The following is a 19,076-nucleotide window of genomic DNA, read 5'->3' as shown; positions in this document are numbered from 1 at the left end:
GGTCTCCATCCTCAGAAAGTTGCGCGCAGCGAGAGGCTCACGAAGTCCCGGTCTGCCAGTGACTGCAGGAACTGCACGTTGTTGTTGTTGTCGGTCGAGCCACCAGCCTGGCCCAGGTAGTGAACGTAGTTGAGCGAGGCAACCCACTTGCCGAGATAGGTCCCGGATATGCCCACGTTGATGTCTCCACCTTCGTTGGGGCCGAACGCGGCTCCAACGGCGGAAGAGCGGCCCCAGGTGTAGCCCAGACCCACGCTGGGTGTGAGGTCGATGCCGGGAAGGGCTTGGCGGTATGTGGGGGAATACACCATGCGCATGGCCGTCGCCTCGCGGTCCGCGTTGGGGTTGAGCATCTGCTCGTTCTTGGTGACTGCTGTGCGGGCGTTCCAGGCAATCTCTCCCACAAAGCTGGCTTCCTGAGCAATGAAGCTGGGGCCCAGGCTTGCCAGCCAGGAGAAGTTCAGGTGAGCTGTTTCACCCACTGCGTATCCGGGGTTGTTCTTGTTGTCGTAGTTCACGCCCACGCCGATGGCAGGTATGACAGATTGCCCCGAGCTGGATAACGGCGTGTTCTGCCGGATCGAAGCTTCGCCCGCCAGACTCCAGGCGCCCACCGTCTTGGCTGCACTCATGCCAAATGACCGGATGCCCTCGTGAAACGCCCAACGGTAGCTGCTGGCAGTCAGATTGCCCGGAAATCCTGTGAGCGTGGTGTAGATGTTGCTCGGTGCGGTGGCGTTGTACTGGATGGCATAGAAGCCGAAATCCGTCTCTATGCTTTCGGCGTGCCAGCGCAATTGCAGGCCACCTTCGCCCGTGTTGCTAGCGTCAATGTCAGCTTGCTTCACAAACACACCGGTCGGTCCTGCATTGAGGCGTTCAGCGCCCGGACCCAAGGTATCGGTGGTCGACAGGTAGGAGCCCACGGGCATCATGCGGGTCTTCTCCCATTCGTAGCCGACGTAGGCGCCCAGGGTCACGTCGTCGGTGAGCTGGATCTGCCCCGAGAGCTTGCCGGTGGGGCGTGCGATTTCCTTGAACTGGGAGTTGGGCACCGACTGCAGCTTGACCAGATCCAGCGGCGCCTGCCCGCCCGCGATGCCGTTGGCACCGAAGAACAGGGTCTCGCCCCACAGCAACGTGTGGCGGCCCAGGCGCAAGGTGACCGGCTTGTCCGCCAGGTCGAAGCGGCCCCATACAAAGGCGTCCAGCAGCTCCTCGTTGCGGCCCATGATCTTCTGGGTTTCCGAGGCGAACTCGCTTGCGGGCTGGTGGTTTGAAGTCGTCGTCGAATTGGACGTATTGCCGTTGTATACCGAGTCGTACCAGGCCGCGCCGCTCAGGCGCAGTCCGTAGTTCTGGGCCTGCACATCCAACTCACTGAACAGGTCGAACCGGTTCGATACCACGCCGGTTCCGAAGTTGTTGTCACCGTCGTCTTGGTTGCTGTTGTTGGGCCCCACGACACCTGTAGGACCGAAACGGGTGCTCGCCAGAGAGGGCGATGCGCTGTTCATACGAAAAGCAGTGCTGTACTTGACGGTGTTGTCCCAGCGCGCCTTGATGTCCGAGTTACCTGTATCCAGTTCAATGGCCTGCACTCCGCTGACCATGATCGAAGCTGCGCTGATGGCGGTCAATCGACGTGCCAGCGCCCTGTGCGATTGCGGTTTCTTCATTTTTGTCTCCAGATATTTTTTGTAGTCACACGTTTGATGGCGCCAAAAATTTGACGTCCATCAACGGGACTGGGCGGACTGTACGGAGTTACCATCCATCTGGAAAATGGATTAATTCAATGCTCTGTATTGATAGCAGTGATTCCTCAAGGGTTAACACCAAGCCATGCGTTTCAACAAACTGGATCTCAATCTGCTGGTTGCGCTGGACGCGCTGCTGAGCGAGGAAAGCATCACCCGAGCGGCCGACAAGGTGCACATCGGGCAATCGGCCATGAGCAATGCATTGGCGCGCCTGCGGGAGTTCTTTGATGATGAACTGCTGGTCCAGGTGGGGCGGCACATGGAGCCCACTCCGCGCGCGCTGGCGCTCAAGGATCCAGTGCGGGACGTATTGATACGGGTGGAGGCGGCGGTCGTTTCACAACCGCGGTTTGACCCCAGTGTTTCTGACCGGGAGTTCCGGCTCACGGTGTCGGATTACACCAGTGCCGTACTGGTACCCCACCTACTGTCGCTGATGCACAGACAGTCATGCAAGGTGCGGCTTATCCTGTTGCCACAGGTTGTCAATCCACAGCGCGCGTTGGAGCGCGGCGAGGTGGATCTGATGATCATCCCTGAACGATTCGCCTCTACGGAGCACCTCACCGAGCACCTGTTCAACGAGTCGTTTCAATGCCTCGTGTGGAAGGAATCACCGTTGGCACACGGCGAGCTGACGCTGGAACGATACCTTGCCCATGGACATGTGGTGATGCAACCCAATAACGGAACGGCTTATGAGACAGCCGCGTTGGCGGCCAAAGGAATTCACCGCAGGATAGACGTCACCACTTTCAGCTTTGCCACCGCCCCCCGCATGGTGGTGAACACCTCACTCATAGTGACCATTCACGAGCGACTGGCCCGGCAAGCAGCACGCGCCCTGCCCGTCGTCAGTCGCCCCATGCCAGTGAAGATCGAGCCCATGACCCAGGTGATGCAGTGGCACAAATACCGCTCCAACGACCCGGGCCTGGTCTGGCTGCGCAATGCCCTCAAGATCGCGGCGCGTGAAATGGATCTTGAATAGTGCAGCTGCTGGCTTAATTGCCCAGGCCGAGTTGCTTCATGAAGTCCTGGTTGTCCCAGAACAACCATTCATGGTCCATCGTCTTGCCGCTCCAGTGACCGATGGTGGCCATGCCAATGGCAAAGCGCTTGCCGGTGGGTGCAATCGTCTTGCCGTCTCCAATCGGCATGGGTTTGGTAAAGGTCCCCGTCATCACGCCGGTGACCGAGGTCCAGGTACCGGAGCCAAAACGGATCGGATGCTCCTTGATGGTGATGTCCGGTGCAAACACAAACATGGCCTTCAGGTCATCGATGTGGTGCTCAATGCCCTTGGTCTCGTGGCCATCCGGCCAGGTCACCACGATATCGGTCGAATGGCTTTCCTTCAGACGGTCCCACTTCTGGTTGCTGAACACATCAAAGTCCAGCGTGTCGAAAACCTTGAGATTGCGCTCTACACGCGGTGCCTGCCTTTCATGCTTGGGCGGCGGTGTGGTGGGATTCTCTGCGGGTGTCTGTGCCTGGGCAAAACCCATGGTGGAAATCACGGCTACAGCAATAAGAGACTTGATTGAAACGTTGTGCATGGTGAATACCTTGTGATGTAAAAGTGAATGCTTCTGTTTTCAAAAGCGATGCGCCTACGCGCCAATCCAGGTTGGTGCAATCCCGGTTCCGCGACCGGCGCCATAGCCCAAATAGATGTTCAAGCCGGCCAAGGGCTCCAGATAACGTGCGTTCTTCAGACCGCCGGCATCCGTTGTGGCAAAACCCAAGCTCTCGGCCAGAGCCTTGACTGTCTGCTTGGCGGCATCGCTGTCACCTGCATAGAAGACGGTGGCCTTGTTGCCATCGGCCAGCGTGGCGCCCTGGGCCAGAACCTGGGCAAACAGCGTGTTGAACGCCTTGACCAGCAGCGCGCCGGGAACGGCTTTGGCAATCTCTTCAGAGGCGGACGTGCTGTGGCCCAACGTCAAACCCATGTAGTCGGCAGTCAGCGGATTGGTGATGTCGACCACCACCTTGCCTTGCAGATTGCCCACGGACTGCAACGCGCTCACTGCATCGGCGTAACCTGTGGCCAGCACGACCACATCCTTGCCGTCGGCGGCCGATGCGGGTAGCACCGCCTTCACGCCCGGGTATTGGGCAGCCAATGCGGCGACCTTGGTTGCGTCACGTGCAGCAACGCTGACTTCATGGCCAGCGGCAGAGATTTGCTTGACGAAGGCCGAACCCATGTTGCCGGCACCGATAACGAGAACTTTCATACGATTTCCTTTCAATGGTTGGTAGGTAACTTCAAAGCCTTCACACGGTTGCTGGAAGGCATGTGTGAACTGTATTTATTGCAACCAATAAGATAAATATGGTTGAATGACATGAACTATTCCGATATTCATAACAAATGGACAAATTTCTGGAAATGAAGACCTTTGCTGCCGTTGTTGACGGTGGCAGCTTTGTGCAGGCTGCCGACGCACTGAACATGTCCAAGCCAGCGGTGTCGCGCCACGTGGCGGAACTGGAGCAGCGCCTGGGTGTCAGACTGCTGCACCGGACCACCCGCAAGCTCTCACTCACCGAAGAAGGGCGGCAGTTCTATGGACGCTGCAAAACCGTTCTAGCCGACGTGGAGATTGCAGAAGAAGAGATCACCGCCACATCGATTGCGGTGAAAGGCCTGATCAAGGTGAATGTGCCGGTGTCGTTCGGCCTGTGGGAACTTGCGCCGCTGTGGCCCGACTTCATGGGCAAGTACCCGGAGATTGAGCTGGACATCACCTTTGCCGATCGCATCGTGGACCTGGTGGAAGAGGGCTACGACCTTGCCGTGCGCATTGCGCGCCTTCCCAACTCATCCTTGGTGAGCAGGAAGTTGGCATCCACCCGGTTGGTGCTTTGCGCCTCTCCGGCCTATCTCAAGAAAAACGGCAGGCCCAGACACCCATCCGAACTGACGGACCACACGGTGCTTTCCTACAGCTTGCTATCCACCGGAGACCAGTGGCATTTTGAGGGTCCGCAGGGTGGTGTTTCTGTCACCGTCAAGCCGCGCATGCGGACCAACAGCGGGGACACCTGCATTGCCGCCGCGCGCAAAGGTAAAGGTGTGGTCCTTCAACCTTCCTTCATGGTGAATGCAGATCTGCAAACTGGAGCACTGGTGGAACTGATGCCGGACTATCGCTCCATCGAGTTCGGCATCTATGCGGTGTATCCAACGCGCCAACACGTATCACCCAAGGTGCGCGCCTTGATCGACTTTCTGGTAAAGGCCCTGAAGAACGTGCGCTGACACAGGAAACGGTTGCCCGGGGCTTTACGTTACGACGCGTCGGGCTGTGCCTTGGGTGCTGCCCGCTGGAATGCGTCCAGTGCTGCGCACCTGGCATCCACTTCGCTGATCAGCGGCCACCGGCCCAGATCGACCTTGAAGCGGCGTGCACTTTCGATCTGCGGAATCAGGTAGGCATCGGCAAGGGTCGGCGCGCTGCCAAAGCTGAAGCCTGCACGGCGCGTATCTGCAGCCAGCAACGCTTCATAGGCATCAAACCCATCACGGATCCAGGTGCCGCACCAGTGGTTGATGGCAGCCTCGTCGGCACCAAAACTGGCGCGCAGCGTATCCAGAATGCGTTTGTTGTTGACGGGATGGATGTCGCAACCGACTACCGCGGCCAGCGCCCGCACATGGGCTCTGTCGTTCATATCCGTGGGCAGCAAGGCCGGTGTGGGGTAGCGCTCTTCCAGCCATTCGATGATGGCTACGGATTGCGTCAACACATGGTCGCCATCCACCAGCGCGGGCACCAGTCCTTGCGGGTTCAGGGCCTTGAATGCATTGCCCTGGTGCTCGTTCTTGCGCAGGTCTACCGCCACATAGTCGTAGCTGAGACCCTTGAGGTTCAAGACGATGCGCAGGCGGTGTGAGGTGCCGCTGCGAAAGAAGTTGTGGAGCTTCATCACACCTGCCTACTCGGGTGCGCCGACCGCCAGTGCGACTTCGGCCACGCCGTCCACCCGTCCCGTAATCTTGTCACCGGGCACCACCGGACCCACGCCTTCGGGTGTGCCGGTGTAAATCAGGTCACCGGGCTGCAGGTGGTAGAACAGGGAAAGATCGGCAATCAGCTCCCGCACATTCCAGATCAGCTTGTCCACATCGGACGACTGCTTGGTCTGGCCATTGACCTCCAGGGCGATGGCGCCTTTTTCAATGATCACACCTTCCATGGGAACAATCTCCGAGCAGACGGATGATTGCTCCACGTCCTTGCCCAGGTCCCAGGGGCGCCCCTTGTCACGCGCTACCAGTTGCAGATCGCGGCGCGTCATGTCCAGGCCGGCTGCATAGCCGTAGACCAGGGTATGGGCATCCTCCGCCTTGACGCGAAAGCCCGCCTTGCCAATGGCCACCACCATTTCCATTTCAAAGTGGTAGTTGCTAGTCTCGGGTGGGTACGCCACCGTGGCACCCGAGGCCGTCAAGGTCTGTGGTGCCTTGGTGAAATAGAAGGGACGCTCTACGGACTTGTCCACGGGGCGCCCCATTTCCACCGCATGGGCGTGGTAGTTGCGGCCCACAAAAAACAGTCGGTTGATGGGGAAGCGGGCGTCCGATCCACGGATGGCCAACGACATGGTGGGAGGGGGCGTAAACAGGAAACGTGACATGGTGGTGCTTTCTTGCAGTGATGTTGATAGGTGGAATGGGGTGAAGGGCACGTCAAGCGGCCAGGGACTCAGCCCCGGTTCTCATACACACCCAATTTGCGATGCAGTGGCGCTTCATCTGCCACAAACAGGAAGGCGGGCGCACTGGCAGAGCGGTTCTTCAGGGTCACGGCCGTATAGCCTGGCGCGCAGCAGGTGTCCGCCTCGACCAGGGCGAAGGCGGTCTGCTCCACCTGCACATCCGTCTGGCCTTCGATCTGGTGGAACACCTGGGCGGGTGAGCGTGCCGGAAGTCGCAAGGTTTCTCCGGGGCGCAACATCAGCGCATAGAAGCCCAGGATGTTTTCTGCGTCTGCTCCTGTTTCCGGATTCACGTAGGTGACCTGCACAGCGTCCGGCCCGGTCTGCGCTTCAGCCAGCGACAGCAGTGCCGCCTTGGCATCGGCCCAGGGGTAGCGCAGCATGGGGTATGCCTTGTTTGCGCGCTGGAACACCTTGGTAGGTGCCACACCACCACGTGCATAGGACTTGAAGCCCTGGCCTTCGGTAACGCTTTGGCTGGGCCCCTCCAGGTGGTAGGAAGTCTCCGTGTAGTAGACCAGGGGCAGGTCCAGCACATCGAGCCAGATCACCGGGTCCTTTCCATCGTGGCCGTGCTCGTGCCACAAGCCAGTGGGCGTGAGGATCAGGTCACCCCGCTGCATGGGGCACTTCTCGCCACCCACCAGCGTCCACGCGCCTTCGCCCTCCACCACCATACGCACCGCGTTGGGTGTGTGGCGGTGCACGGGCGCCAGTTCCCCGGGCAACAGCAGTTGCATGCCCAGGTACATGGCGGCACTGGCCTGCATGTTGTTCAGGCCATGGCCCGGATTGGCCAGCACCAGAACGCGACGCTCCGCCTTCTCGATCGGTGTCAACGCACCGGCCTGAATCAACAGCTCGCGAACCTCGGCATAGGGCCAGTGCGTGGTCTGGGTCTTGCGCGCAGGAATATCCGGTGGCAACACGCCACGCAGACTGGGCCATAGCGGAACCAGATTGCGTTGGGTAAGTTGGTCGCGGTAGGCCTGCGGCAGGTCTTCCAGACGGCCCAGCGTGTCAAAACGGTTGTTGTCTTTCATGTGGTTCTCCAAAGTGATTCAGGCTGCGCACGGCTGTGGTCTGGTTCTCTTCAGACACCCAGGTACTCGTGCACGATGCGGGGGGTTGCCCGCAATTGGGTCGAAGTACCGGACCAGACCACCACGCCCTTCTCCATCACAAAGTGACGGTCCGCCAACTCCAGCAAGGGCCCCAGGTTTTTGTCGATCACAATCAGCGATAGACCTTCAGCCTTCAACTCGCCTAGTGCGCGCCATATCTCGGCGCGAATAAGCGGCGCCAGGCCTTCGGTGGCCTCATCCAGCACCACCAACCGCGGGTTGGTCATCAGGGCGCGGCCAATCGCCAGCATCTGTTGCTCGCCGCCCGAGAGCTGCGAGCCCATGTTGAAGCGGCGCTCCTCCAGACGCGGAAAGAAGCCATACACGCGCTGCAAGCTCCAATCCTTCAAACCATTGGCCGCGTTGCTGCGCGCTGTGGCAACCAGGTTCTCCTCCACCGTCAGGTTCGGAAAGATCTGCCGGCCTTCGGGCACCAGCCCCAGTCCCAGCTTGGCAATCTGGTGGGAAGCCAGCCGTTCCGTGCGCTTGCCACCGAAAGCAATCTCTCCGGCCTTGGGCTCCAGCAATCCAAACAGGCACTTGATGGTGGTGGAGCGGCCCATGCCGTTGCGCCCCAGCAGGGTAATGACCTCGCCCTCGCCAACACTCAGATCCACGCCAAACAGAACCTGGGCAGCGCCGTAGCCAGCCTGCAATCCCGTCACAGTCAATAAGGGGTTCATGGTCAGGCGATCTCCTCTTCACCGAGGTAGATGGAGCGCACTTCCTCGTTGGCGCGTATTTCCTCCGGCGAGCCGGTCACCATCAATCGGCCATACACCAGCACGCTGATGCGGTCGGCCAGAGCGAACACGGCGTTCATGTCGTGTTCGACCAGCAGAATGGTGTACTTGCGCTTGAGTGTCTTGAGCAATGCCACCACGGCGGCGGACTCCTGCACGCTCATGCCGGCCATGGGCTCGTCCAGCAGCAGGAACCGGGGGCGCGCAGCCAATGCCATGGCCAGCTCCAGCTGCCTGCGCTCACCATAGCCCAGCTCGGATGCCTGAATGTGGGATCGCGCAGAGAGGCCCGCAGCCTCTATGCCCTCCAGCGCAGCGGCATACGCCTGGCGGTCGCCCAGCAAGGACTGCCAAAACCGGAATGCATGGGTGCGTGCGCCCAGTGCCGCCAGGGTCGCGTTTTCCAGGACCGTGAATTCGTCAAACACCGAAGTGATCTGGTAGGAGCGCACCAGACCTGCGCGGGCGCGGGCATGGATGCCCAAGGCGCTCACGTCCTGGTCGCCAAAGCGGATGTTCCCGCTATCCGACCGCAGCTCGCCCGACAACTGGTTGATCAGTGTGGTCTTGCCCGCACCATTGGGGCCGATGATGGCGTGCAGCTCCCCTTCCCGCACGTCCAGCGACACCTTGTCGGTGACCAGAATGGCGCCATAGCGCTTGGTCAGGGCGTTTGTTTGCAACAGCGTCTTCATGCGGAACCTTCTTTCGCAGTGCGGTTCTGCAGCCAGCCTGCCAGACCCGTCTTGCCCAACACGGCGACCGCCAGAATGGCCAGACCGAACACCGCCATCCAATGCTCTGTGGCAGCCTTCAACACTTCTTCTGCGCCAAGAAATGCCAGCGCCCCCAGAAAGGGACCGAAGACACTGCCCAGGCCACCCAGCACCACCATGACGATGAGCTCACCCGACACGGTCCAGGCCATGCTGCTGGGTGAGGCATAGGCGTTGAGGTTGGCCAGCAGCATGCCGGCCACGCCGCACAGAACGGCCGAGAGGGTATAGGCGGCCAGCTGGTAGCGCTGCAGCGCCAGGCCCACGGACATCACCCGTCTTGCGTTCTGCCGCCCGGCCCGCAAGGCCATGCCAAAGGGCGAGACGCGCAGTCGCAGAACCCACCAGGTCAAAGCAACCAGCACACCCCAGGCGCAGTAGTAGACCGCTGTAGGCGTGTTGAGTTGCAGGCCGAAGAATGCACTGGCGGAGGCAATGCCCATGCCGTCGTCGCCGCCATACTGCTTGAGGCTGACAATGACGAAGTAGCCCATCTGCGCAAATGCCAGCGTGATCATGATGAAGGCGATGCCCGACGTGCGCAGGCTGATCAGCCCGGTGAATCCTCCCACCAGCGCACACAGCAGCACGCACATACCCAGATGGATCCAGCCGGACGACACACCGTAGTAAGCCGGCAGCGAAACGCTGTACATGCCGATGCCGACAAACAGGGCGTGGCCCAGGCTGACCAAGCCACCAAAGCCCAAGGCAATATTCAGCGCGCTGGCGGCGATGGCGTAGACCAGCACGCGGGCAAAGAACGAAACCCAGAAGCTGTCCTGCAACCCCGTGGCAATGGGCGGCAGCACGGCCAGTGCCAGAAGCAACAGCACCGGGATGTGCTGCGCCGGTCGAATCAGGTTCTTCATGATTTGCCCTTGATGGCGGGAAACAGGCCTTGCGGACGCCAGGCCAGGATCACCGCCATCAGCACGTAGATCAGCATGGACGCAAGGGCGGGTCCGGCAGCATTGGCGACTTCCCTGTCGGCAAAGGCGCGTATGAGCATGGGCAAAAAGGTGCGGCCCAGCGTGTCAACGAGCCCGACGATAATGCCGGCATAGAGTGCGCCGTGCACGGAGCCAATGCCTCCAATCACGATCACCACCAGCGTTGTGATGAGCACGGGCTCCCCCATACCACTTTGCACCGACAGAATGGGTCCGGCCATGGCGCCGGCCAGCGCTGCCAGGGCCGAGCCCAGCGCGAACAGCATGGCGTTGAGCAAACCGATGTTGACGCCCAGGGCGCCCACCATCTGCGGGTTGACCGAACCGGCACGAATTAGCATGCCGACGCGGGTTTTGTGGATCAGCCACTGGCTGCCTGCGGCCACCAGCAGGCCCACCACAATGATCAGGAAGCGGTAGCTGGGGTAGCTGAAACCCAACAGGTCGACCGTGCCGGAGAGTGACTCCGGCAAGCTGACAAAGACCGGCTGCGGGCCCCAGACCATGCGCACGACCTCATTGAAGAACAGCACCAGGCCGAAAGTTGCCAGCACATGGTCCAGGTGGTCGCGCCGGTACAGCCTCGATACGGCCACCCACTCCAGCACCAGCCCCACTACAACCCCGGTAGCGACTGCCGCCAGCACGCCCAACGCGAAAGAGCCCGTAGAGCCGCCCACCACGGCAGCCGCGTAGGCGCCCAGCATGTAGAGCGAGCCATGGGCCAGATTGACAAAACTCATGATGCCGAACACCAGGGTCAGGCCGGCGGCCAGCAGGAACAGCATGACGCCGTACTGCAGACCGTTGAGCAACTGTGCGAGAAGCAGGGATGCCGACATCACTTGGCCTTGCACAGAGCCACGTAGGCATCCTGGTGATCCGCCAAGGGAGTGCTCAACTGTTTGACGGTGACATCGTTGCCTTCCTTGACCGTCTGGAAGGCGTAGTAGTTCTGTACCGGCATGTTGTTGGTGTTGAAGCGGAAGGGGCCGCGAACCGACTTCAGCTCGGCACCGGCGGACTTGACGGCTGCGGCGAATGCCGCCTTGTCAGTGGTATTGCCCTTGGCCTTGCGCACGGCAATGTCCAGCAGACGGGCCGTGTCATAGGCCACCGCCGCGTAGTGGCTGGGAATGCGTCCGTATTTCTTGCTGAAGCTGGCGATGAACTCGGCGTTGCCCGGTGTCTTCAATGCCACATCCCACATGGCGCCCGAGATGGTCCCCACAGCGGCGTCACGCAAGGACGGCAACGTGGTGCCGTCCACGGTGAAGGCCGACAGCATGGGAATCTTCTTGATCAAGCCCGCCTGGCTGAACTGTTTGACAAAGTTCACACCCATGCCACCCGGATAGAACACGAACACGGCGTCCGGCCCGGCAGACTGCAGCTGGGCAATCTCGGCAGAGTAGTCGGGCTGGTTGACCTGGGTGTACACCTCATCCAGCACCTGACCCTTGAAATAGCGCTTGAAGCCGGCGACATAGTCCTTGCCAGCCTGGTAGTTGGGGGCCATCAGATACACACGCTTGTAGCCAGTGTCCTGCGCGTACTTGCCCATGGCCTCTGCAGTGCCATCGTTCTGCCAGGACATGGAAAACACATTGGGCAGGCAACCGGCACCGGCCAGCGGAGACGGGCCCGCATTGGTGGCAATGGCCACCGTACCGGACTCCACAATGCGTGGCAGGCTGGCCATCAGCACATTGGAAAAGCCAAGGCCCACGATGGCATCCACCTTGTCGCGGTCAATCAGCTTGCGGGCAATCTGGTTGCCCAGTTCGGGCTTGAGCTGGTCGTCTTCGCGCAGCACCGTGACGGCCTCTCCGCCCAGCTTTTTGCCCAGGGCTTCAATACCCAGCATGAAGCCATCGTACTGGTCCTGCCCCACGGCGGCCACCGGTCCCGACAAAGGGCCGGTAAAGCCGATCTTTATTTCCGCATGGGCGGCACTCAGGCTTAGCGCAGCCGCGCTGCAGGCAAATATCTTGGCAAAGGGTTTTGATTTCATGTTTGTCTCCTCAATGGTTTGTGCGTCCTCACAGGGCGCATTGATCAGTCAATTCAGTCGAGCTTGAGCATCACCCGCATGTTCTCGATGCGCACGGCATAGGTCTTGATGTTCTCGGTCAACGGCGCGCACAAGGCCTGGCCCGTGCACACGTCAAACTTGCCCTGGTGCAGGGGGCATTCGATTTCGCGGCCATCGAGAAACCCGTCGCTCATGCGGGCGTGGCCATGGGTACAGAAGTTGTCCGTGGCAAAGACCTCGCCCTCCACTTCGTACAGGGCGATCTCCTTGCCTCCCACCTGCACGCCCATCACGTCACCCTCGGGAACATCCGCCAGGGCGGCAGCATCCATCCAGTTGTCAGCCATGGCTTTTCCTTAGATGGGGTAGATGATGGAATTGGCGATCATTTCGCTGTCGTAGACGCACAGGCGGGACTGGAACTTCAGCCCTTCGGGTGTGCGTACGATCACATCGCGGTAGTAGCCGACATTGAAGACCGTGGAGTCCCCGTCGAACTTGGTACGGATCACGGTGTAGTTGGCTTCCGAGGTGATGCGCTCACCATAGAGGTCACGCTCCACCGACAGCACACGCGGCGTGCCAACAATGTGGCGCTGGTAGTAGGGGTCGTGGTACATGGTCTCTTTGATGCCGTAGACCCGGTCGCGAATCATGTTCTTGCTCTCCAGCGCCAGCAGGCACAGAGGCAGACCCTGGTCAAAGTTCTCGCGCGGCTGCAGGCGGTAGATGCCCTCTTCCACAAAGAACTCGGGCCACTTTTCCCACTCGGCCGAGTCGCAGACCATGGCGTAGTCGCTGTAGAGGTTGAGCAGTTCGAAGTACGTCTTGAAGTCGATCATGTTTATTCCCCCATCACCTTGCGCCAGTAGTTGTACATACCCCGAATCAATGTCTCAGTGACCATGTGATCGGTGTCGCCAATGTCATATCCGCCCATCTCGATCACCGTGCGGTGTGCGGGCTTTTGCTCAAAGCCTTCTTGCGACCATTCGATGACCTCGCCATCGTCGGCCGAGACGAATCCCGCCGGGCCGAACAGATTGGCCTGGATCAGGCGGCGCTCTTTCATTTCGGGTGTGTCGTCTTCAAAGCCGAAGTGCGTCCACACAAAGTCGAAGGAACCGTGTCCGTTGGGCTGGATGTGACGTGTGGATACGCTGTTGACCTGCTGCTGGATGATCACGCTGGGGAAGATGGTGGTCATCACGGCTGTGGGGCCACCCCACCAGGGTTCGGGCACGATGTCCAGCAGGCGTGGGTCGTTGACCTTCATCTGGTCCTTGAAGCTGTCCACGCCGGACACCACATCGGCATTCTTGCCGCCCTGGCCGCGGGTGGAGATCATGGCGGCATGGCGGAACTTGTCGTCCATCTTCAGTTCGGACTTGTTATCCGCGCGCCACAGGCCAAAGGTGGAGAACCATGTGTGCAGCAGGCCGGGATGGTAGGGGTCCTTGATGTTCTCCTGCATCAGCTTCCAGTTGCCCGGAATGCGCTGGCGGCGATAGCCCAGGATCTGCAGCTTGCGGCCATCGAACACGCGGTCGAAATACTTCAGGATGGTGGGTCCGAGGAATTCCTCAAAAGGTTCCACGTCGTGGTCAAAGGAGGCGAATACCACGCCACCGCGCACTGCCACCTTCAATTTGGTGAGGCCGTGGTCGGCCACCTTGAAGTCCTTGGGCATGCCACCGTTGACCTTGCCTTCCTGCTTGACCCCGCGTATGAATGGCACTCCCTGCAGGTCACCCTTGAGGCTGTAGTTCCACTGGTGGTACGGACAGAAGAAGTCCTTGGCATGGCCGTTGCGCTCGCGGCAGAAACGCATGCCGCGGTGGGCACAGACGTTTTCCACCACGTTCACATGACCTTCCGGGTCGCGCACCATGATGACGGAGCGCTCGCCAACCACGGTGCGCTTGAAGTCCCCTGCATTGGGGATTTCTGCCTCCAAGCCAACATAGCACCAGTGACCGTTGTAGAACAGGCGATCCAGTTCCTTCTTGTACAAATCCTCACGGGTATACGCCCAAAAGGGCACCCGGCTGGTCCCTTCCCCTGGCCATACAGGGCTGTCGGGGAAGACGGTATTGGTTTCACTCATTGCTTGTCTCCTTTGGTTGTTCAGGTGTCAGTGAAAGCAGCGCGCGTCAGACGCCACTGGGGTAGAAGGCGTCGGCATGCACATGGCCCGGCTCCACGCCCATGCGGGTGACGAGCAGGTTGAGTGCGTCGACCATGGCCGGTGCGCCGCACAGGTAGGCGCGCCAACCCTCGAGGCAGCCGAGGTCTTTCTCGATGGCGTCGGTGACCAGTCCGCTGCGCTGGCCTGCACCGGGAGCGCCGGTGGCGACCACGATGTGAACCTTCACGTTCGGGTGTGCGGCGGCCAAAGCCTGCAGGCGGTCCGCGTCATAGACATCCTCGGCGCTGCGCACACCGAAGTACAGATGAATCGGGTTCTGCATGCCTGAGGCCAACGCGCCACGCACGATGGATAACACCGGCGCCAGACCCGTACCGCCACCCACGCAGAGCATGGGACCGGTGTGCTTCTTGCGCAGATAGGCAGTACCCAGCGGGCCACTGATGCGCAGCGCGGCACCCACTTGCAGTTCGTCAAATATGAAAGCGGTAACCCGCCCATCTGGTACCCGGCGGATCTGGAATTCCCACTCGTCGTCTTCACTCAATCCGGCCATGGAATAGGGGCGGATGTGTTCGGGCGTGAACTGCACCGTCGCATACTGTCCGGCACTGAATTCGATCGGCTTGGCCAGCTTAACCCGGAGGCGGCGGATGTCATGCGTTGCTGCTTCAATGGCAGTGACCGTTCCCTTCACGATGCGAGCGGGATGCACCACCACCTCATCCACCTCAGGCAACTCGATGCTGCAGTTGTCGGTGAGCACCGCCTGGCAGGCCAGCACGTAATCGTCTTTTCCCGCCTGCGGCCGCCCCGCTTCGGGACCGCTGTTGCGCACCTGACCAGACACCACGCGGCAGCGGCAGGTGCCGCAACGTCCCGACATGCAGCTGTAGGAGATGGGCAGCTGGTGAGCCCTGAGGACGTCCAGCAGATTGCTTCCGCTGTCCACGTTCAGACGCACGTTGAGAGGTTCTACGACGAGTTCCATGCTATTGAGGCTGTTGCCCTTGTCTCCTGTTTGCGGCGATTCTGGAGACTTGCGCCATATAAGTCGATAAAGCAAAACCAATAGATAAAATCACTGCTGTGAATATTGGAGTGCCTTATGGATCTGCGCGAAATTGACTTGAACCTGCTGGTTGTCTTCAACCAGCTGTTGCTGGACCGCAGTGTTTCAACATCTGCGGAGAAGCTGGGACTGACGCAGCCCGCTGTCAGCAATGCGCTCAAGCGCTTGCGCGCCGTGTTGAAGGATGAGCTCTTTTTGCGCACCTCGCGCGGAATGGAGCCCACACCCTACGCCTTGCATCTGGCAGAGCCGGTGATCTACGCGTTGAACGCATTGCAGACCGCACTCACTACGCGTGATTCGTTTGATCCGCTCACCAGCACCCGCAGTTTCCAGCTGGCGATGAATGACATTGGCGAAATGTATTTCATGCCGCCATTGATGCTTGCCTTGTCCAAACTGGCGCCCAACGTGCGCGTGAGCACCGTGCGCCCCAACAGTGGCAACCTGCGCGAAGACATGGAGTCCGGTACGGTCGATCTGGCACTGGGCCTGCTACCCAATTTGCAGGCAGGTTTCTTCCAGCGGCGGCTGTTTCGGCACCCCTACGTCTGCGTCTATCGCAAGGGGCACCCGGTAGCCAAATCACCCATGACACTCAAGCAATTTACCGAGCTGGACCATGTGGGCATCATTGCAGCCAACACGGGACATGCAGAGGTGGATGGTCTGCTGGAACGCGCGGGTATCAAGCGCAAGATGCGATTGATGTTGCCGCACTTCATTGCCGTGGGGCATGTATTGCAGACCACCGATCTCATCGCCACCTTGCCGCAGCGGTTTGCGCAACGGTGCGAAGTTCCCTTTGGCCTGGTCACGTCGCCCCATCCGGCGCGATTGCCCGATATTGCCATCAACCTGTTCTGGCATGCCAAGTTCAACCGGGACCCGGCCAACATGTGGATCAGGCAGCTTTTTGTGGAGCTCTTTGCGGACAGCGAGGGAGAGAAGTCGCAACCTCGCGTAGTGCGGAGCAAGTCCACCTCCAGGTAGCACAAACCGTCAAAGCAGTTCCGTCAGGATGGTCGGAAAAATTTCCACCTGCAATGGAATAAATTGCCGTCGGCTTCGGTATTGCATGTGAACACACTACACGGGAAGCCACCATGCAACGTCGAGATTTTCTCAACCTGTCCGCCGCTGGAGGCGGTGCCGTATTTCTCTCGGCATTGTCCGGCTGCGCAGCGGGCCCTTACGCCTCGGCGGCATCGCCGTCAGACTTCTATTTTGTCCAGCTGTCCGACATTCACTGGGGCTTTCAGGGCAAGCCCAATCCAGATGCCAGTGGCACACTGCACAAGGCCGTCGCCGCCGTCAATGCGCTGGACATCCCGCCGGAGTTCATCGTCTTCACGGGCGACCTGACCCACACCACCGATAGCCCGGAGGAGCGCAGGCGTCGGATGAAGGAGTTCCAGTCGATCGTGGCAGGTCTCAAGGTGCAGACGGTGTACTTCATGCCTGGCGAGCATGACGCCGGGATTGACCGCGGAGCGGCTTACCAGGAACTGTTTGGCCCCACCCACTACACGTTCGACCGGCACGGATTGCACTTTATTGTGCTCGACAACGTATCGGATCCGGGCAGCAAGATCGGCGACGAACAGTTGGCCTGGTTGCAGGCGGATTTGGCCAGGCTTGCTCCTTCGACTCCCATCGTGGTCCTCACCCACAGACCTCTGTTTGATCTGGTGCCCAAATGGGACTGGGCCACACGTGACGGCGCTCAGGTCATCGCAATGCTCATGCCCTTCGAGAATGTCACGGTCTTCTATGGCCACATCCATCAGGAACATCACCATATGACAGGGCACATTGCCCACCATTCGGCCAAATCATTGATATTTGCCTTGCCCGCCCCGGGTTCGCAACTGGAGCGTACGCCCTTGCCATGGGATCCGGCCGCACCATACAAAGGACTGGGTTTTCGGGAGTTGCATGTGGGGTCTCGCGCACAGAGCTACGACCTGATGGAATTTCCGGTGGTGCAGGGATGAGCGTGAACTTGTGGAATCGCCGGCGTGCCGTTGCCGGCATGGCGGTCGGCGCCGTCTCGGGACTCACGGCGTGGCGCGCGGCCCATGCACAATCGGTGCGCGAGATAGAAGTCGTGGCCCAAAGGTTCAAGTTCACCCCTTCGGTGATTGAGCTGAAGCAGAATCAACCCGTCTTGCTGTTGCTCCGCTCCCTGGACTTCATCCATGGTTTCCATGTTCCCGATATGGGGATACGCTCTGACCTGTTGCCGGGCATGGTCACCCCCATACGTCTGACACCCACACAGCTGGGGCGCATAGACTTTTTGTGTGACAACTTCTGCGGAGACGGTCACGAGGAAATGCATGGTTATTTCAACGTCACGGATTGAACTGCAGTGAAACTGGCGCGCAACTTTGAAGCCACCATCCTGCCTCTGCTGGACAGCGGCTTCAACCTGGCGCGCTGGCTGCTGCGCAACGATGCCAACGCGGAAGATGCGGTGCAGGAGGCGGTGCTCAGAGCGCTGAAGTACTTTGACAAACTCAAAGGCGATGATGCACGCGCATGGTTTCTTGGCATTGTGCGAAACGTATGTTTCACCCACCTGAACGAACGCAAGGACTGGAGGGAAGTGTCAGGGCAGGACGAAAGTGCGCTGGAAGAACTCCAGTACACCGCAGGGCTGACCCAGGACGAGCCGAGTGTTGCGCTCCATCAAAGCTACCAGCGGCAGCACATCAATGCCGCACTCAGCGCCTTGGTTCCAGCCTTGCGCGAAGTCCTGGTTCTGCGAGAGCTGGAAGGTCTGGAGTATGAGCAGATTGCCAGGATCGCTTCCATCCCCGTGGGGACTGTCATGTCACGCCTGTCACGAGCCCGCGCACGCATGCGTGAGCTACTGACTCTCTCAGGCGCTCGCGAGTGAGCAACCTATGAACGACGAAGAACTCTCAGCACTGATCAAAGGCCATGCCAATCGCCACAAGGCAAGTGAGCGCCTGAAGGCTGCCGTGCGCACCCAGATCACATTGCATGCTGCCGCAACCGCAGAACCGGAATCTGCCCACCCTTCCGATGCCTGGCGGCGATGGGGCGCATGGCTTGGCCTGTCTGGTTTCAATGCGCCCGGTGGTTACGGTGTCAGGCAGCTGACCCAACTGGCGCTTGCCTTTGCCACTGGCGTGCTGCTGACGCTGGCCTTGGTTGTGAACTATCCGCACTGGATAGTTCACAACAACACATCGAACAACATGGTGGGGGATCTGCTGGGTCTGCATGTGCGCTCCTTGGGCCCCGGCCCCTTGTTCCAGGTGGGCTCCAGTGATCGCCATACGGTCAAGCCCTGGTTCCAGGGCAAGCTCGATTACGCGCCAGAAGTTCCGGACCTGCACGACGCTGGGTTTGATCTGTTGGGCGGACGCATTGATCGGGTGCAAGGGCACGACACAGCCGTCCTTGCGTACCAATTGCGCAAGCACATCATTTCGGCTTATGTGCTTCCCGTGGAGCAGGCCGTACCTCCGCAGACAACGCAAAGTAGAGGGTTCCATATCGCGCACTGGAGCGATGGCGTCATGCAGATCTGGAGCATCACCGATGCCGACGTCAGCGAATTGAAGCGGTTTGAATCCGCTTGGCTGGCAAAGGTCAACTCCGTGCCACCCACCGAAAACAGGTAACTGCGCTGTACGCCTTTACCTCCCGTTACGTGTCCGCGGTCGGCCACACACCACACCCAGCGTTACATACT

22 protein-coding genes are annotated in these 19,076 nt (G+C 60.0%); 7 read left to right on the top strand and 15 right to left on the bottom strand.

Features of this window, described 5'->3' with window-relative positions; translation table 11 throughout:
- Window positions 1-11 precede the first annotated feature (11 nt).
- On the bottom strand, window positions 12-1,679 hold the full coding sequence (locus AC1RMF_RS14985) for a DUF1302 domain-containing protein (RefSeq protein WP_342620128.1): 1,668 nt from the start codon (window positions 1,677-1,679) through the stop codon (window positions 12-14).
- A 166-nt stretch (window positions 1,680-1,845) separates the two neighbouring features.
- Between AC1RMF_RS14985 and AC1RMF_RS14980 the strand changes: the two genes are divergently transcribed.
- Window positions 1,846-2,754, top strand: coding sequence for a LysR family transcriptional regulator (locus tag AC1RMF_RS14980; protein WP_342620127.1), 909 nt, complete (start codon window positions 1,846-1,848; stop codon window positions 2,752-2,754).
- A 13-nt stretch (window positions 2,755-2,767) separates the two neighbouring features.
- On the opposite strand, the gene AC1RMF_RS14975 is transcribed toward AC1RMF_RS14980, so the two are convergent.
- Both AC1RMF_RS14975 and AC1RMF_RS14970 read right to left on the bottom strand, forming a co-directional pair.
- Entirely contained in the window at window positions 2,768-3,322 is a 555-nt protein-coding gene (locus AC1RMF_RS14975) for an ester cyclase (RefSeq protein WP_342620126.1), read from the bottom strand.
- 54 nt (window positions 3,323-3,376) lie between these two features.
- The gene (locus tag AC1RMF_RS14970; RefSeq protein ID WP_342620125.1) at window positions 3,377-4,006 is read right to left on the bottom strand and encodes an NADPH-dependent F420 reductase; all 630 of its coding nucleotides are present in this window, start codon (window positions 4,004-4,006) and stop codon (window positions 3,377-3,379) included.
- A gap of 137 nt (window positions 4,007-4,143) precedes the next feature.
- Between AC1RMF_RS14970 and AC1RMF_RS14965 the strand changes: the two genes are divergently transcribed.
- On the top strand, window positions 4,144-5,034 hold the full coding sequence (locus AC1RMF_RS14965) for a LysR family transcriptional regulator (RefSeq protein WP_342620124.1): 891 nt from the start codon (window positions 4,144-4,146) through the stop codon (window positions 5,032-5,034).
- A 29-nt stretch (window positions 5,035-5,063) separates the two neighbouring features.
- On the opposite strand, the gene maiA is transcribed toward AC1RMF_RS14965, so the two are convergent.
- From maiA to AC1RMF_RS14905, 12 genes are all read right to left on the bottom strand, one after another.
- Entirely contained in the window at window positions 5,064-5,702 is a 639-nt protein-coding gene (gene maiA, locus AC1RMF_RS14960) for a maleylacetoacetate isomerase (RefSeq protein ID WP_342620123.1), read from the bottom strand.
- 9 nt (window positions 5,703-5,711) lie between these two features.
- Window positions 5,712-6,413: a fumarylacetoacetate hydrolase family protein gene (locus AC1RMF_RS14955; protein WP_342620122.1), complete on the bottom strand. Its 702-nt coding sequence runs from the start codon at window positions 6,411-6,413 to the stop codon at window positions 5,712-5,714.
- A 68-nt stretch (window positions 6,414-6,481) separates the two neighbouring features.
- Window positions 6,482-7,537: a cupin domain-containing protein gene (locus AC1RMF_RS14950; RefSeq protein WP_342620121.1), complete on the bottom strand. Its 1,056-nt coding sequence runs from the start codon at window positions 7,535-7,537 to the stop codon at window positions 6,482-6,484.
- Window positions 7,538-7,587: 50 nt separating this feature from the next.
- Window positions 7,588-8,301 (bottom strand): ABC transporter ATP-binding protein, encoded by a 714-nt coding sequence (locus AC1RMF_RS14945; RefSeq protein WP_493142460.1) that lies wholly within the window; start codon window positions 8,299-8,301, stop codon window positions 7,588-7,590.
- Window positions 8,302-8,303: 2 nt separating this feature from the next.
- Window positions 8,304-9,056, bottom strand: coding sequence for an ABC transporter ATP-binding protein (locus AC1RMF_RS14940; protein ID WP_493142459.1), 753 nt, complete (start codon window positions 9,054-9,056; stop codon window positions 8,304-8,306).
- Window positions 9,053-10,009 (bottom strand): branched-chain amino acid ABC transporter permease, encoded by a 957-nt coding sequence (locus AC1RMF_RS14935; protein WP_493142458.1) that lies wholly within the window; start codon window positions 10,007-10,009, stop codon window positions 9,053-9,055. Before AC1RMF_RS14935 ends, AC1RMF_RS14940 begins: the two co-directional genes overlap by 4 nt.
- Window positions 10,006-10,932, bottom strand: a complete 927-nt coding sequence (locus AC1RMF_RS14930) for a branched-chain amino acid ABC transporter permease (RefSeq protein ID WP_493142457.1) — start codon at window positions 10,930-10,932, stop codon at window positions 10,006-10,008. Before AC1RMF_RS14930 ends, AC1RMF_RS14935 begins: the two co-directional genes overlap by 4 nt.
- Complete coding sequence (locus tag AC1RMF_RS14925) at window positions 10,932-12,104, bottom strand: ABC transporter substrate-binding protein (protein ID WP_493142455.1); 1,173 nt, start codon at window positions 12,102-12,104, stop codon at window positions 10,932-10,934. Before AC1RMF_RS14925 ends, AC1RMF_RS14930 begins: the two co-directional genes overlap by 1 nt.
- Window positions 12,105-12,157: 53 nt before the next feature.
- Window positions 12,158-12,472, bottom strand: a complete 315-nt coding sequence (locus AC1RMF_RS14920) for a non-heme iron oxygenase ferredoxin subunit (protein ID WP_493142454.1) — start codon at window positions 12,470-12,472, stop codon at window positions 12,158-12,160.
- A 9-nt stretch (window positions 12,473-12,481) separates the two neighbouring features.
- Window positions 12,482-12,967 carry a dalicylate 5-hydroxylase small oxygenase NagH gene (gene nagH, locus AC1RMF_RS14915; protein ID WP_493142453.1) on the bottom strand — a complete coding sequence of 162 codons (486 nt, stop codon included), beginning with the start codon at window positions 12,965-12,967 and terminating at the stop codon, window positions 12,482-12,484.
- A 2-nt stretch (window positions 12,968-12,969) separates the two neighbouring features.
- Window positions 12,970-14,232 carry an aromatic ring-hydroxylating dioxygenase subunit alpha gene (locus AC1RMF_RS14910; protein WP_493142451.1) on the bottom strand — a complete coding sequence of 421 codons (1,263 nt, stop codon included), beginning with the start codon at window positions 14,230-14,232 and terminating at the stop codon, window positions 12,970-12,972.
- 46 nt (window positions 14,233-14,278) lie between these two features.
- Complete coding sequence (locus tag AC1RMF_RS14905) at window positions 14,279-15,265, bottom strand: 2Fe-2S iron-sulfur cluster-binding protein (protein WP_493142449.1); 987 nt, start codon at window positions 15,263-15,265, stop codon at window positions 14,279-14,281.
- 117 nt (window positions 15,266-15,382) lie between these two features.
- On the opposite strand from AC1RMF_RS14905, the gene AC1RMF_RS14900 reads away from it, so the two are divergent.
- The 5 genes from AC1RMF_RS14900 (at window position 15,383) to AC1RMF_RS14880 (ending at window position 19,005) form a co-directional block, all read left to right on the top strand.
- Window positions 15,383-16,339: a LysR family transcriptional regulator gene (locus AC1RMF_RS14900; protein WP_342620111.1), complete on the top strand. Its 957-nt coding sequence runs from the start codon at window positions 15,383-15,385 to the stop codon at window positions 16,337-16,339.
- A 113-nt stretch (window positions 16,340-16,452) separates the two neighbouring features.
- On the top strand, window positions 16,453-17,343 hold the full coding sequence (locus AC1RMF_RS14895) for a metallophosphoesterase family protein (protein ID WP_493142446.1): 891 nt from the start codon (window positions 16,453-16,455) through the stop codon (window positions 17,341-17,343).
- Window positions 17,344-17,345: 2 nt separating this feature from the next.
- Window positions 17,346-17,714, top strand: a complete 369-nt coding sequence (locus AC1RMF_RS14890; RefSeq protein ID WP_493142445.1) for a cupredoxin domain-containing protein — start codon at window positions 17,346-17,348, stop codon at window positions 17,712-17,714.
- Between the two features lie 6 nt (window positions 17,715-17,720).
- Window positions 17,721-18,251 (top strand): sigma-70 family RNA polymerase sigma factor, encoded by a 531-nt coding sequence (locus AC1RMF_RS14885; RefSeq protein ID WP_493142443.1) that lies wholly within the window; start codon window positions 17,721-17,723, stop codon window positions 18,249-18,251.
- A gap of 7 nt (window positions 18,252-18,258) precedes the next feature.
- Window positions 18,259-19,005 (top strand): anti-sigma factor family protein, encoded by a 747-nt coding sequence (locus AC1RMF_RS14880; protein ID WP_493142441.1) that lies wholly within the window; start codon window positions 18,259-18,261, stop codon window positions 19,003-19,005.
- Window positions 19,006-19,076: the final 71 nt, after the last annotated feature.

This window comes from Rhodoferax sp. GW822-FHT04A08 (genome assembly GCF_058801025.1).
The sequence above is the reverse complement of the archived record's forward strand: the minus strand, read 5'-3'. Positions and strand labels throughout refer to the sequence as shown.